The organism is Pontivivens marinum, assembly GCF_900231835.1.
Lineage (GTDB): Bacteria > Pseudomonadota > Alphaproteobacteria > Rhodobacterales > Rhodobacteraceae > Pontivivens > Pontivivens marinum.
The window spans coordinates 90,102-103,689 of the sequence record NZ_OCTN01000004.1 but is presented as its reverse complement, the minus strand read 5'-3'; the positions used below and the strand labels follow the sequence as shown (position 1 = coordinate 103,689).

Genomic DNA, 13,588 nt, shown 5'->3' with positions numbered 1-13,588 from the left:
GCTTACTCTCCCTTTGCTGGCAGGTTGCGCAAACGGTCAAACAGGTTTGTCTGCGCTTCAACCCAAGCATTGATATCAAATGCCTGAACGCTGCTGCGCAATCGCTCCATCCGACCGCGCCGTTCATCCCTGTCCATATCTAGCGCCTGTTGAATTCCACGATCCATTGAGGCATGGCTGAACGGGTTCACAGGCACGGCGCCGTTTAGCAATACGGCAGTTCCTGCGAATTCGGATAGAACCAGTGCGCCGTCCATATCGTCGCGCGCCATACAGAATTCATTCGCGACAAGGTTCAGGCCATCGGCCAGCGGCGTAATCCACGCAACATCTGCCGCGCGGTAATAGGCGATCAGCTCCCTGAACGGGATGGCAGTGGAAATCAGCGAAACCGGCTGCCACTCAAACGAACCGAAGGTGCCGTTGATGCGACCGCTTATCTCCTCGATCCGCTGCTGCACTTCCTCATAGGCTGTCATATTTCGGTTTGCACCAACGGAAACATGCATCAACCTGACCTTGCCGCGCAGGTCAGGGCGGGCCAGCAGCAAACGCTCATATGCTTCGAGCTGTTCGACATTACCCTTGGTATAATCCGTTCGGGCAACCGACACGATCAGCTTCATACCCTTGATTTCAGATCGGATTTCCTCGACCCGCGTCTTCACCTCCGGGTCCGCAACCACGGACGCGATATAGTTGGTATCGACGCCAACGGGTGAGGTATCAATGATGATCTCGTGATCGTGGTGTCGCATCGCCTTGACGGTGTTTCGCTCGGACAGTGCCATTCCGCTGGGTGTCATCGAGGGCAGTGTCGGGGCCTCATCAGCCGTTTTGGCGGAACTGATGGAGCGCGCCACTGCCTTGAAATTATTCGAATAACGGGGAATGTGGAAGCCGACAGAATCCGCCGCGAGCAGGCTTTTCACGATTTCCTCGCGCCATGGCAGAACGTTGAACATATCGGGGTTCGGGAACGGCGTGTGATGGAAGAATGCAATTTTCACATTCGGTTTCAACTGACGCAGATAACCTGGCACCAACCATAGATTGTAATCGTGGATCCAAACCACGGCATCGTCATTCGCCTCCTCCGCGGCGGCCTCGGCAAAGGCCCAGTTCACCTCACGAAAGGTCGGCCAATCGACCGGATCGTAGTTATAACGCTCCTTAAAACCGTGCAGGATCGGCCAAAACGCTTCCTTTGAGCTGACATGGTAAAAGCTCTGCACCTGCTCCGGTGTTAATGGCAGGCGCGAGACGGAGTATTTGCCGTAGCTATCATCAATGTCGATCACGCGGTCAAAACCGGGATTTGCAGGGTCGTCGGCATATTTCCACGCGACCCAGCTCGCCTTTTCCACACGTCCGAAAAAGCTTTTCAATGTGGGGACGATACCGTTCGGGCTGGAGTTTTCGCGCAACTCCACATGCCCATCGACCTCGACCTCTTCATAGGGTTGGCGGTGGTAGACGATGACCAGATCGGAACTCATTTTATTCTCCAATCGCGTCGGGGTGCAGGTCGAAGGCGGCAATCGCCTCCATAATCCCTGCCGCGCCGATCGCTTTGCATTTACGCGCTGTTGAAATGTCGCGGGTCGCGTCGAGCAAGAGCTGCTCCGAACCACCGACAACAGCGCCGTTTAATCCCGTTTGGAACATGGACAGGTCGTTCAGCGTGTCGCCGGCGACCAATACCTTTGCCCGTTCCATTCCAAATTCTGTGATGAACCGCTCAAGCGTCGGGCCCTTGCTGACCCCCGGCGGAAGGACATCAAAATATCGATTATCAGAGATTAGCCAGTCTAGCCCCATCCCCTCAACAATATCTTTGGCCGATCCGTCGAACGCCGCGGCGTCCAAGTCATAGCTGACCCGATAGCGGAAATCGGTGGCCTGCTCACGAATACCGGCGACGGAGCGCAGCGCAGCCCGCACCTGATCACCGCGATTGTTCCACAGATCCGCAATGGCCTGCTCCAAGCCGGTTAGGTTATGTAACACGCGGTTGCCATCCGCCGCCAGATCAACGCGCGCGACGGTCGTGCCGACATCGCCAATCACGTAATCGGGCCATGGCACCCAGTTATCCGAGCACATTGCGTGGATAAATTCGGGGTCCCTGCCCGATACGAAAACCAGGCTGACCGTATCGCGGTGCGCCTCGATCCAATCATATAGGGCCTGTCGTTGTGCGTCGCTGCCACCTAGGAATGTGCCGTCTAGATCGGTTGCGAGTGTGAAAATAGCGTCGGACGGATGGAGGCTCATTCGCGACCCCTCCCATATCTGTGATGCGCGGCGGAGCTCGCCGGATGTGGAATTTTGAAGTTGATCGCCCGCGGCTCCCCCTCGATCGGGGAGCTCCAGTAATCAGCGAATGCTTCGCCAATTTCACGACCATCTGAAACGATTGACCGGACCATTTCGCAGATCGGCATGTGCAACTGCTTGCTGCGCGCCAGATCGGTTACGGTAACGGCATTAGTGCGGCCCTCAACAACGACGGGGCGCCCGTCAAAGACCTGCTCCTCGGACAGCCCGCTGCCGCGTTGCGTTCCATAGGAAAAGTTCCGCGATTTAGGTGAGGAGCATGTCAGCATCAGGTCGCCCATGCCGCTCAACCCTGTGACGGTTTCGCGCAATCCGCCCATGGCGACGGCCAGCTCCTTGATCTCTGCCAAGCCGCGCGTGATTAACGCCGCCCGCAGGTTTTCACCGTAGCCCGCGCCGTGCAGCATACCGCACGCAATCGCGATCACGTTTTTGACCGCGCCGCCAATCTCAACCCCGACCAGATCGTTGGAGATATAGGGGCGGAAGCTATCAGTGGTCAGCGTAGCGGCCATACGTGCGGCGGCCATCGCGCTCGGCTCGACGAGGCCGGAGGTACATGCAATCGTCACCGCAGTTGGTTGATCCGCAGCAGTCTCAACAGCGAAGGTTGGGCCGGAAATCGCGCCGATGGTGCGGCCCGGGGTTTCCTCGGCCATGATACCGGTCATCAGCAGGCCGCTACCCGCCTCGATGCCCTTTGCGCCGGTAAAAATCGGGCAGTCGAGTGGAGCAAGCGGCGCAATGGCTCGGGTCATTTCGCGAATGCTGACCGACGGCGTGATGAGCAATATCGCCTCGGCACCCTGTAATGCCTGCGCCATGTCGGTTGTGGCGCGGATACCCTCGGCCAGTGATATCCCTTTGAGGTAGCTAGGGTTTTCACCACGCTCGCTGATCGCCTGTGCGGTTTGTGCATTGCGGCACCATAGGGACACATCCCGACCAGCATGTTTTGCAACTGATGCGAGTGCTGTCCCCCATGCGCCCCCTCCTACAACGCAGATTCGTTGATAGGATAAATCTCCCTCCGGTGGTTCATCGTGAAGCATGTCGGGCATTCTAACTCGTCCTGTTGTTAAATTCATGGTTGTAAGGATGATGCACGCGTCCTCACTTTCAACTTATGGTCGCGAGAATGTTGCACCGCAGCGTCAAGGAATGACAATAGCCATCGATTTTATCTGCCTTTTGGTTGCATCACCGCCTTCATAATTGTCAGATGCCGTCGAAATATTCAGGAGGCATTCAGAATGCACATTCGTACCATATCCTATATCGCAACGTTGCTTGCACTGGCCGGCTGCGGTGGTGGCGGAGGTGGTACGCCCAGCATTGTGTTTAACCCTGGATCAACCCCGGCCACCGGTTTGACGCTGGCCCAATTATCAGATGGCGAATTTTCAAGCACCCGAAACTCCGGCGGCATCTCCAAATCATTGCGCTACCGCGAGGCTAATCCAGCAGCACCAGCAGGGGAATCCCCCGATGCGATTGTTGCGCGCGTTTTGTCCGATTCACGTAAGTTGCAGGGCATCCAGTTCACAGCCTCCTCCGATACCGGTCTGGTAAATGCCGTTCTGAACGATCAGATCACTTCCTCTGATGTGCAACTGCTAGATGGCGTTTATGTTGCAACCGACTTCCCCACCGGAACATTGGAGCTACAAGCGCTGGAACTGGGGACATACGATTCCGTTCTTGGCGGTTTGTGGCGCTATGTTCCGGCCAATTCGAACCCACAAACATTTGTTGGCGGCTGGCATTCCGGCTCTCTGACCGACGTGGCAAATCTGCCCACGGGGACAAACGTTATCTTTACAGGCAGCGTTTTGGGTCTTTACGTGCGGAACGACAACGTCAATCCCGGCGACACAATCCCGCTGGTGATTAGCGAAGTTACAGGCGACGTCACGGTTGAGATGAACTTCATCACCGGTGAGATTGTTCAAGGCGGGAACAGCGCAATCACCAACCTGACATTAACCGATCTGGCGGGCGAAACCCTCAACGATTTCCTGATCATCAATGGTGCGGCAACTGCGATCACCGACAATACGTGGGATGCGGAATTGCAAGCGGTCAACCAATCCAATGACAGCACCGATTTTTCCGCAGCCTCCGACAGCGACATTTCCGGCCGCTTCTACGGACCCGGTGGTGCTACGCAGGAAATGGGCAGCGCCTTCCGCGTGCGTGAGGATGGCGAAGCTGAAATCCTGACCGGCGTGTTCCTAGCTGAATCTACGCCAGTCGCACCATGACAGGCGGCGCAGTTAGCGGGGCAACCTGTTAACTGCGCCACGGCCTCCTAATCCGACAGCACGCGCCATAACAGTTGCGCAAATCGCAAGAGTAGTACCGTCCTTTGCAATTTTATGAACCATCATGCTGACCTACGCTTCCCTGAATAAGGGAGGACTAAAAATGACAAAAAACATGATGCGTTTAACAAGCATGGTCAGCGCGATTGCCCTGACCTGTATGACGACACCCGCATTCGCGGATCGCTCCAATGACACGCTGCGTGCAGCAATGGCCGAGGAAATCCTGAACCTCGACTATAACTACACGACCAAGCGCGAATATATCATTCTGGCACAACTGACCGACGCGACACTGTTCGACATCGATCCGGAAACGCAGCAGGTCATGCCCTCGGTTGCGACCGGTTATGAATTTGTCGACGAAACAACACTGGATGTGACCCTGCGCGATGATGTGCAGTTCCACGATGGCACTCTGCTGACGGCTGAGGATGTCGCCTACACCTTCAACTGGATTGCCAGTGGGGAAAGCGAGTCCAATGCCAACGGTGTTCTGGCCCGTTGGCTGGATAATGTTGAGGTGATCGACGGCCAGACCGTGCGCTTTCACCTGACCTCGATCTATCCGCTTGTCCTGCGTGATCTGGCCAACCGGATTATGTTGCGCAAGGCAGGCACCTATACTGTGGACGGGCAGATCGACCGCGACGCAATGTCCAGCGATCTGATCGGCACCGGCCCCTACCGCGTGGTAAGCTTTGAGCCGGGGACCGAGCTGGTGCTTGAGCGGTTCGACGGTTTCTTCGGTGACGCACCGGAAATCCAGAACATTGTTGTTCGCAATATCCCCGATGTTGGCACCCAGCAGGCAGAGATGATGTCCGGCGGTATCGACTGGATGTTCAAGGTGCCGCTCGACCTTGCGCAAAGCCTGGGCGCGACGCCGCTTGCCACTCACCTTAGCGGGGCGGACTTGCGGGTAGGGTTTATCGTTCTGGATGCGGCGGGTCACACTGATCCCGACGGACCGCTGACCAATGTTCTGGTGCGGCGCGCGATCAACCATGCCTTGAACACAGAGGAAATGGCGCAATACCTGATTGGCGGCTCGGCGGAGGCAATTCACACGGCCTGCCACCCTGCGCAATTCGGCTGCGACCAATCCTCGACAGCATATGAATACAACCCGGAGCGCGCCCGCGAATTGCTGGCCGAAGCAGGCTATCCCGACGGATTCCCGCTGGAATTCTGGGCCTATCGTGACAAACCCGCGGCCGAGGCTGTCGCCGCTGATCTGGAGGCGGTCGGCATTGATGTCGATCTGCGCTATGTAAAGCTGGAAAGCCTGAACCAAGCACGGGCGGCACGCGATATCCCCGCCTATTTCGGCACTTGGGGGTCCGGCGGCACGGCGGATACGGCAGCCATTGCGCGCATTCACTTCTCGGAGTCCGACCGGAATCTGTCTGGAGATGCGGAATTGCAGGACCTGATCCTGTCGGCTGAGCAAACAAATGATCAGGATGAACGCCTGTCGATCTATAGTGAGGCCATCGGCACAATCGCTGATGAGGCATATTGGGCGCCGCTGTTCAGCTATTCAGCGAACTATCTGACCTCGCCTGATTTGAACTTCCCCCTCGACCCGGACGGCCTGCCCCGTCTGCAAAATTCGAGCTGGAAGTAACCCGGAGCGCACGGCGGGAGCGATCCCGCCGTTGCGATGAGGAGTCACCGGACCATGTTAAAATACATTGCTTTGCGCGGCCTATTGGCCGTGCTGGTTGCCTTTACCGTTTCACTCGCGGCATTTTTGCTGCTGAACGTGGCGACCGATCCCGCCTATGCCATCGCAGGTGAGGACGCGACCCCTGACGTGGTTGAGACGATCCGCGCGCGTTACGGCTTGAATCGGCCACTACCTGTGCGCTATTTCGACTGGCTTGGCGGCGTGCTGACCGGTGATTTTGGCGAAAGCTATTACTGGCACAAACCTGTCGCCGAACTGGTGGCGGATCGTGCTGATGAAACGCTGAAGCTCGCCTTCTCCGCGATGTTTGTGACCATCCTGATCGCGATACCGCTGGGTGCGCTTGCCGCCCTCAACCCTAATAGCTGGATCGACCGGATGGCGCTTGGCGTGGCGGTGTCTGCGCAAGCTGTCCCGAACTTTTGGCTGGGGCTGATCATGATTATTCTGTTCGGCGTGATGTTCCCTATCTTGCCCGTTTCCGGCGATGATACGTGGCGGCATTTTGTTCTGCCTGCCTTCGTCCTGGGCGCGTCCTCGGTGCCTGCGGTCATGCGTTTGACCCGTACCGGATTGATCGAGGTGATGGGCGCTGACTACATCCGGACTGCTCGCGCCAAGGGGTTTCGCGGTTGGCCCCTGCTGCGCCGCCACGCGCTGCGCAATGCGCTGCTGCCCGTTATCTCTGTGCTGGCCGTGCAGTTGGGGCAGAAGTTCGGCGGCTCCGTCATTACGGAAAGCATATTTGCAATCAACGGCTTGGGCCGACTGGCACTGGAATCCATTTTGGGCGCGGACATTCCGACCGTCCAGATGTTGATCTTCGTTTTCGCCATCGTCTTCGTTGCCATGAACCTGCTTGCGGACATTCTGAATGCCGCGATTGACCCAAGGATCCGTATCGGATGACCGACACACAGATTTCAACAACCGGCGTCGAGGCAGAGATGACCCTGCTGACCCCACGCCAGATTTTCCGCAAGCGATTGCTGAGCCATACAGGTTTTCTGATCGGGGCCGGCCTGATCGCAACTATCGCCCTGATCGCATTATTCGCACCGCTTCTGGCCCCACATGACCCGTATGCGCAAACGCTAAGCGCGCGCATGTTGCCGCCAATCTGGGCCGAGGGAAGCAATCCTGACTACCTGCTTGGCACCGATCAAAACGGGCGCGACTACCTTAGCCGCTTGATATACGGCACGCGGGTTTCGATCACGATCGGTATTGGCGCGGCTTGTATCGGCATGCTGATCGGCGTCACCTTGGGTGTGCTGGCGGGGTATTTCGGGGGTATCGTCGATCACGCAATCTCGTTCCTGCTGACCGCGCAACTGGCCCTGCCGGGTTTGCTGCTGGCAATGGCCTTGGTTTTCATTATCGGCCCGTCGATCTGGGTTGTGATCGGCATCGTCGGTATTCTGCACTGGACCTATTATCTGGTCGTGACGCGATCCGCGACGCAGCGCATACGCAGTCTCGATTTCGTGGCCGCCGCCGTCGCATCCGGCGCAACACCGCGCCAAGTGATCTGGCATGAGATCCTGCCCAACCTGTTCTCACAGATCATCGTGATTTTCACGTTCGAGCTGGGCATCGCGATCCTCGCTGAATCCAGCCTGTCCTTTCTGGGTGTCGGCATCCAACCGCCAACACCGTCATGGGGACTGATGATCGCCGAGGGGAAACAGGCGATGTTCTATCGCCCGTGGCTGGTTGTTCTGCCCGGAATCTGTCTGTTCCTGCTGGTTATCGGCGCAAACCTGATGGGCGACGGCCTGCGCGACATCACATCACCCGAGGGGCGCAACGAATGAGCAAGCTTCTGGAAATAAACAACCTCAGCGTCACCCTGCCCTTGCCCGGCAATACGCTGCATGTGGTTCGGGATGTGTCCATCAGTCTGGAGCGCGGCCAAACCCTAGGCATTGTCGGGGAAAGCGGGTCGGGTAAATCGATGAGCGCGCTCGCCCTGATGCGCCTGCTGCCACGTTCGGCCATCGCGGATGCAACGACCATGCAGTTGGACGGATTAGACCTGCGCACGCTGGATGATCGCAACTTTACCCGCCAAATCGCAGGTCCGCAGATCGGCATGATCTTTCAGGAGCCGATGACCTCGCTCAACCCCGTCTACACCATCGGTCGCCAAATGACTGAGGGCGCGGTTTCACGCGGATTGTTGAGCGGTAAGCAAGTTGAACGCAAAGCCATTGATCTATTGGAGCGTGTGGGCATCCCCGATCCCGCAGGCCGGATGAGCCAGTTTCCGCATCAGCTATCCGGCGGACAAAGGCAACGTGTGATGATCGCGATGACGCTGATGCTCGACCCGACGCTGCTGATCGCGGATGAGCCGACAACCGCATTGGATGTGACGGTACAGGCGCAAATCCTCGACCTGCTGGATGATTTACGGCGGGAACGTCAGATGGGCATGATCCTGATTTCGCACGACCTTGCCGTGGTGGCGGAACGTAGTGACGATGTCGCGGTCATGTATGGTGGTGAGATTATCGAGCGTGGCGACGCATCCGGTGTTCTGCGCGCACCGGCCCATCCGTATACGCAATCCTTGATGCTCGCGATCCCGCATCTGGGCATGGCCCCCGGTCGTCTGGGCGCAATCCCCGGCACGGTTCCATCGCTGGTCAGTCCGCCCAAGGGCTGCATCTTTGCCCCCCGATGTTCCTATCGGCGCGAGGATTGCACAACTGCACGCCCGCAAATGCGCGACCATGACGGGCAGCATTCCTATCGCTGCGTTCTGGAGACGCCACCCACACGCCATGCCGAGGTTATTCCCCTGCGTGCAGCAGGCACCCCTGTTGGTCAGGATGTGATAACCGCCACCAACATCAATCAGGTCTTTGAAACCCGCAAAGCACTGTTCGGGGCCAAGCGTCAGATTCAGGCTCTAGACGATGTATCCCTATCCCTGAAGCGCGGTGAAACATTGGCCCTGATCGGGGAAAGCGGATCCGGAAAATCCACATTGGCGCGCATTTTGCTGGGGCTTGCACAGCCGACCTCCGGACAGGTTCGCATGCTGGATCGCCCTGTAGCCGAATTGGCGCCGCAGGAGCGTGCCGCCTTTGTGCAACCGATTTTTCAGGACCCCTATTCATCGCTGAACCCACGCCGCCGCTTGGCTGAAATCATCGCACGCCCCCTGCAATTGCGCGGCGAAAAGGACAGCAAAGTGTTGAAGCAGGCGGTTGGTGAGGCACTGGACATTGTTCGCCTGCCCCAGCGCCTATTACACGCCTATCCGTCGCAACTGTCCGGTGGGCAGCGGCAGCGTGTTGCGATTGCCCGCGCATTGGTTACGCGCCCTGCTGCGCTGATCTGTGATGAGCCCACCTCCGCGCTGGATGTTTCGGTGCAGGCGCAAATCCTGAACCTGCTGGATGATCTGAAGGCTGAGATGGGCCTGACCTGCCTTCTCATCACCCATGACATGGCCGTCGTTCACCAAATTGCGGATCGCGTGGTGGTGATGCTGAACGGGAAAGTCGTGGAGGAAGGCCCCGCCCAGCAAGTCCTCAAAACCCCCACCAATGATTATACCCGCAACCTGCTGGCCGCCGCCCCTAGGTTCGAAATGACGAATGCGGAGGTCGCATCATGAGCATGGAAAACCTACGCCCTGACACCCTGTTTTCACGGGATGCGTTGTGGCAATCATGGCTGGATGTTGAGGCTGCCTTGGCCCAGACACAGGCCGAGCTGGGCATCATTCCCGCCGATGCAGCGCAGGCGATTAGCGAGGCAGCGCATCTGGACAAACTGGACCGCGATGCCTTGGCCCGCGATATTAGCTACACCATGGCACCAATCCTGTCCCTGACCCGTTTTTTGAGCAAGGCAGCAGGGCCAGCCGGTGATTACGTTCACTGGGGGGCAACCACCCAGAACGTCATGCAAACGGGGCGCATCCTGTTGATCAGACGTGCTGATACCGAAATCAGGGGCGCACTGTCAGGTGCGTTTGAAACCTTGGCCACATTGGCGACGGATCACGCCGAGACCTTTATGCCCGGTCGCACAAATCGCCAACATGCACTGCCCATCACCTTTGGGTTCAAGGTCGCGAGTTGGATCGAGGAATTGTCCCGCGCGGTGGAGCGTTTGGATGCAGGTGCAAACCGGCTGTTCGCCCTGCCCTTTGGCGGCGCGGTGGGGGCAATGCATGCATTTGGCGGATCGGGGCGAGAGGTGAACCAGCGCCTCGCCGCACGGCTGGGGCTGCGCGATTTGCTGGTCCCGGGACGCACGATCAACGATCTGTTTGCGGATTACATCCTGCAACTCAGCCTGCTTGCCATGACGATCGAGCGTATCGCCTCGGAGATTTACCTGCTGATGACGCAGGAAATCAACGAGTTGGCCGAGGTGTTGGACAAGGGGACCGTCGGTTCCTCAACCATGCCGCATAAGGTAAACCCGAAATTTGTCGTACGTGTATTGGCCGAGGCGGCGGAACTGCGCGGCTTGGCCGGTTCCGCGCTGGAAACTGGGCGCTCCAGCCACGAGGGGGACGCGGCGACAAATCAACTTCTCAGCCGTGTGCTGGATCGTGCGGTGCCTCTGGGTTGGACACTGGCCGAGGGGTTTGCGCATCTGCTTGGCCGGATCAGGGTGTTGCCGGAAAACATGGCCGCAAATGCGGAGCTGAGCGGTGGTGCGATGTCCACTGAAAACCTGATGATGGTTCTGTCACCACATACGGGGCGGGCGGCGGCGCATGATCTGATACACCATGCGCTGGACCATACAGATGGGATGCCAATCGTGGAGAGCCTGTCGCAAAACCCCACCATTCGCGCCCATTTGGATGAGGGCGCAATCCGCAGCGCGTTGGACCCCGCGCAATATTGTGGCGACAGCGCCAGCATCGCGTTACAGGCATCGGAACTCGCCAACCGCCTGTCCACGCAACTGCGCTAGATCAGATAAAGAAGGTCCGCCACCTGCGCAGATTGTGCACGGCGGGCCTCCACCTGCGCGCTTAGTGCATCCAGAAACAACTCGCCCAATTTCGTCTTTGGCCCCTCGGGTTGAACGCTGGCATAGGTTGACCAATGATCCCCCTCAATCGGGCGCAGAACCATGCCGTGCAGCGAGGGTTCGGGCATGCAAACCGCATCAATGATGGTTAGACCCAGCCCCTGACGGGCCATCTCAATCGTGACGAGGGTCGATCCAGTCTCAAACGCGATATTGGGCCGCAGACCTGCGCCGCCCAGCACATCCTCGATCCGGCCTCGCCAGCGCTGACCGCTGGCGAGGGAAACCAGTGGTTCCTGCGCCAATTGCTTGATCGAAACCTCCACCTGCGCGGCGAATGGATGATCCTGCGGCATCAAAACGCAAATGCGCGCTCGCAGCAGCGGCATGATATCCAGTGCGACGATCTCGTTCTCAACCGGCAGTGAGATCAGGCCCAGATTATAGCTGCGGGCGGCGACTTTGCTCTCAATCTCAAAACGGGTTTCGGTGTGGATCGTGCACTGGAACTCCACCCCTTGTGCGCGCATGTGCGCAATTGCGGGAACAGCCAAACCGTTCGCAACGGGGGCTGCGGTAATCACAGATAGCCAGTTTCGCGGCTGTCCTCGTAGCTCCTTTGCGATTGCGGGGATTTCATCCAACCCGTTCAAAGTGTTCTGGATTTGCTGATACAGCAGCGCTCCCTGCTCCGTCAGTTTCAGGTTGCGCTTTGATCGCGAAAATAGCTGCAACTGCAATTGCCCCTCAAGCTGGGACAGCAATCTACTGGCCGAGGACGCAGACAGGTTGGCGCGTGATGCCGCCTCGGTCAGGGAACCTGTTGCGACGATATCGCGAAACAGGCGCAAGCTGCGAAGGTTCATGGGCCAAATCCTGCAAATTTAACAACTGCTGGACGATACCATGCAAATAGCGCAAACGTTAGCTGTCTCTTAAATCCGCGCGGCCAGTTCAGTCACCCCGCCCGACGTGCCCAGCGATGTCACGTCACGCCATAGATCATTGGCCGCGGACTGCCCGAGTAACGAGGCAGATTTCGCGCGCAAACGCGCCTCAACATCGGTCAAGTCGGCCTGCGCTAGCAGGTCATACGAAACCTCAAGGTCCTGCCCATCGGCCCGCACGATCACCCGTGCTTGCGTATCTGCCAGGCTGTCATCATCGTGAACCACAACGCGGTCGCGCAGGGCGATCAGGTCAGGGCGGGCGCAGATCGCATCCGAATAAGAGTCCAGCGCGGCAGTATCGACGCCAGATAGGCTCATCGCCGCAGTCAGGCGATAGCTGAATTTTGCCTGTAGGCCCGTTTCTGGTGAGAGCTGGTTGCATACTTTCAGCCAGCGCGGATGGGTGTGCACCGTCACCGTCTCGATTGCATCGACTGGCAGTGTCACGTCGCGCAGCGCCTCAAGCATCGCGTGCAGGCCGTGGCAACATGCGTGGAATTTGTAGGAAATGCGCGGGAAAATCCACGCCTGCCCCATGCCGTCAAAAGCCGCCATACGGTCCGAACCGACATGGGTGGGGCCAAACCCCTGCACGCCCTCGATAGCGTCAGGCGCGGATTGCACACCCGCCGCCGCCAGCATTGCGCAGGTTACGCCGACCTCCGCCGCGAAGCCTGCATTCAGCGGTTTCCCCATAGAGCCGAACTGGCTTTTCAAGCCTGCCGCCCGTGTTGCGGTAAGGGATAGCGCATGGGCCATTTCCTGCACGCTCAATCCCAGCACGCGACCCGCCGCTGCCGTCGCGCCAAACGCGCCGGATGTGCCTGTTTGATGAAACCCTGCATCATAATGCGAGCGCCCCATCCAATCACCAACGCGGCAGGCGACCTCCAACCCGATCGCCACCGCATTCAGGAAATCCTGCCCCGTGGCATTGCGCTGCTCTGCCATGGCCAAGGCGGCAGGAATGATCGCAACACTGGGATGACCGATATGCCCGAAATGCGTGTCGTCATAGTCCAAGGCATGGCTGGTCGCCCCATTAGCCAAGGCAGCCGCCCGCGCCGTTGCGCGCCCACCGCCAAACAGGGTCGCCTGATCGCCCCCTTCGGCCATGGCAAGCTGACGCGATGCGGTGGCCACAGGCTCATCCCGTCCGGCAATGCCAACGCTGGCCCAATCGAACAGCGAAAAGCGCACGAATTGCGCCATGACCTCATTGGGGCCCATCGGCGCGGTCGCGAATTTAGCAAGGGTCATGGCCAGCATAG

General features: G+C 58.4%; 11 protein-coding genes. 6 read left to right on the top strand and 5 right to left on the bottom strand.

Annotated elements, in window-relative coordinates; translation table 11 throughout:
• Positions 1-2: 2 nt before the first annotated feature.
• From ggpS to CR254_RS11105, 3 genes are read right to left on the bottom strand one after another with little or no spacing between them, the layout of a single operon-like run.
• Positions 3-1,499: a glucosylglycerol-phosphate synthase gene (gene ggpS, locus CR254_RS11115; protein WP_097929964.1), complete on the bottom strand. Its 1,497-nt coding sequence runs from the start codon at positions 1,497-1,499 to the stop codon at positions 3-5.
• Between the two features lies 1 nt (position 1,500).
• Complete coding sequence (locus CR254_RS11110) at positions 1,501-2,277, bottom strand: HAD-IIB family hydrolase (RefSeq protein ID WP_097929962.1); 777 nt, start codon at positions 2,275-2,277, stop codon at positions 1,501-1,503.
• Positions 2,274-3,401 (bottom strand): NAD(P)H-dependent glycerol-3-phosphate dehydrogenase, encoded by a 1,128-nt coding sequence (locus CR254_RS11105; protein ID WP_245851586.1) that lies wholly within the window; start codon positions 3,399-3,401, stop codon positions 2,274-2,276. The genes CR254_RS11110 and CR254_RS11105 overlap by 4 nt, the downstream gene beginning before the upstream one ends.
• A gap of 192 nt (positions 3,402-3,593) precedes the next feature.
• On the opposite strand from CR254_RS11105, the gene CR254_RS11100 reads away from it, so the two are divergent.
• From CR254_RS11100 to CR254_RS11075, 6 genes are all read left to right on the top strand, one after another.
• The gene (locus tag CR254_RS11100; protein ID WP_097929960.1) at positions 3,594-4,604 is read left to right on the top strand and encodes a hypothetical protein; all 1,011 of its coding nucleotides are present in this window, start codon (positions 3,594-3,596) and stop codon (positions 4,602-4,604) included.
• A gap of 175 nt (positions 4,605-4,779) precedes the next feature.
• A complete protein-coding gene (locus CR254_RS11095) occupies positions 4,780-6,294 on the top strand; it encodes an ABC transporter substrate-binding protein (RefSeq protein ID WP_245851585.1) in 1,515 nt (504 codons plus the stop codon).
• A gap of 54 nt (positions 6,295-6,348) precedes the next feature.
• Complete coding sequence (locus tag CR254_RS11090) at positions 6,349-7,266, top strand: ABC transporter permease (protein ID WP_097929958.1); 918 nt, start codon at positions 6,349-6,351, stop codon at positions 7,264-7,266.
• Positions 7,263-8,174, top strand: a complete 912-nt coding sequence (locus CR254_RS11085; protein ID WP_097929957.1) for an ABC transporter permease — start codon at positions 7,263-7,265, stop codon at positions 8,172-8,174. Before CR254_RS11090 ends, CR254_RS11085 begins: the two co-directional genes overlap by 4 nt.
• Positions 8,171-9,988 carry a dipeptide ABC transporter ATP-binding protein gene (locus tag CR254_RS11080; RefSeq protein WP_097929955.1) on the top strand — a complete coding sequence of 606 codons (1,818 nt, stop codon included), beginning with the start codon at positions 8,171-8,173 and terminating at the stop codon, positions 9,986-9,988. Before CR254_RS11085 ends, CR254_RS11080 begins: the two co-directional genes overlap by 4 nt.
• Positions 9,985-11,307 carry a lyase family protein gene (locus tag CR254_RS11075; RefSeq protein WP_097929953.1) on the top strand — a complete coding sequence of 441 codons (1,323 nt, stop codon included), beginning with the start codon at positions 9,985-9,987 and terminating at the stop codon, positions 11,305-11,307. Before CR254_RS11080 ends, CR254_RS11075 begins: the two co-directional genes overlap by 4 nt.
• On the opposite strand, the gene CR254_RS11070 is transcribed toward CR254_RS11075, so the two are convergent.
• Both CR254_RS11070 and CR254_RS11065 read right to left on the bottom strand, forming a co-directional pair.
• A complete protein-coding gene (locus CR254_RS11070) occupies positions 11,304-12,233 on the bottom strand; it encodes a LysR substrate-binding domain-containing protein (protein ID WP_097929951.1) in 930 nt (309 codons plus the stop codon). The two genes, CR254_RS11075 and CR254_RS11070, sit on opposite strands and share 4 nt — an antisense overlap.
• Positions 12,234-12,302: 69 nt before the next feature.
• Positions 12,303-13,586, bottom strand: a complete 1,284-nt coding sequence (locus CR254_RS11065; RefSeq protein WP_097929949.1) for an MmgE/PrpD family protein — start codon at positions 13,584-13,586, stop codon at positions 12,303-12,305.
• Positions 13,587-13,588: the final 2 nt, after the last annotated feature.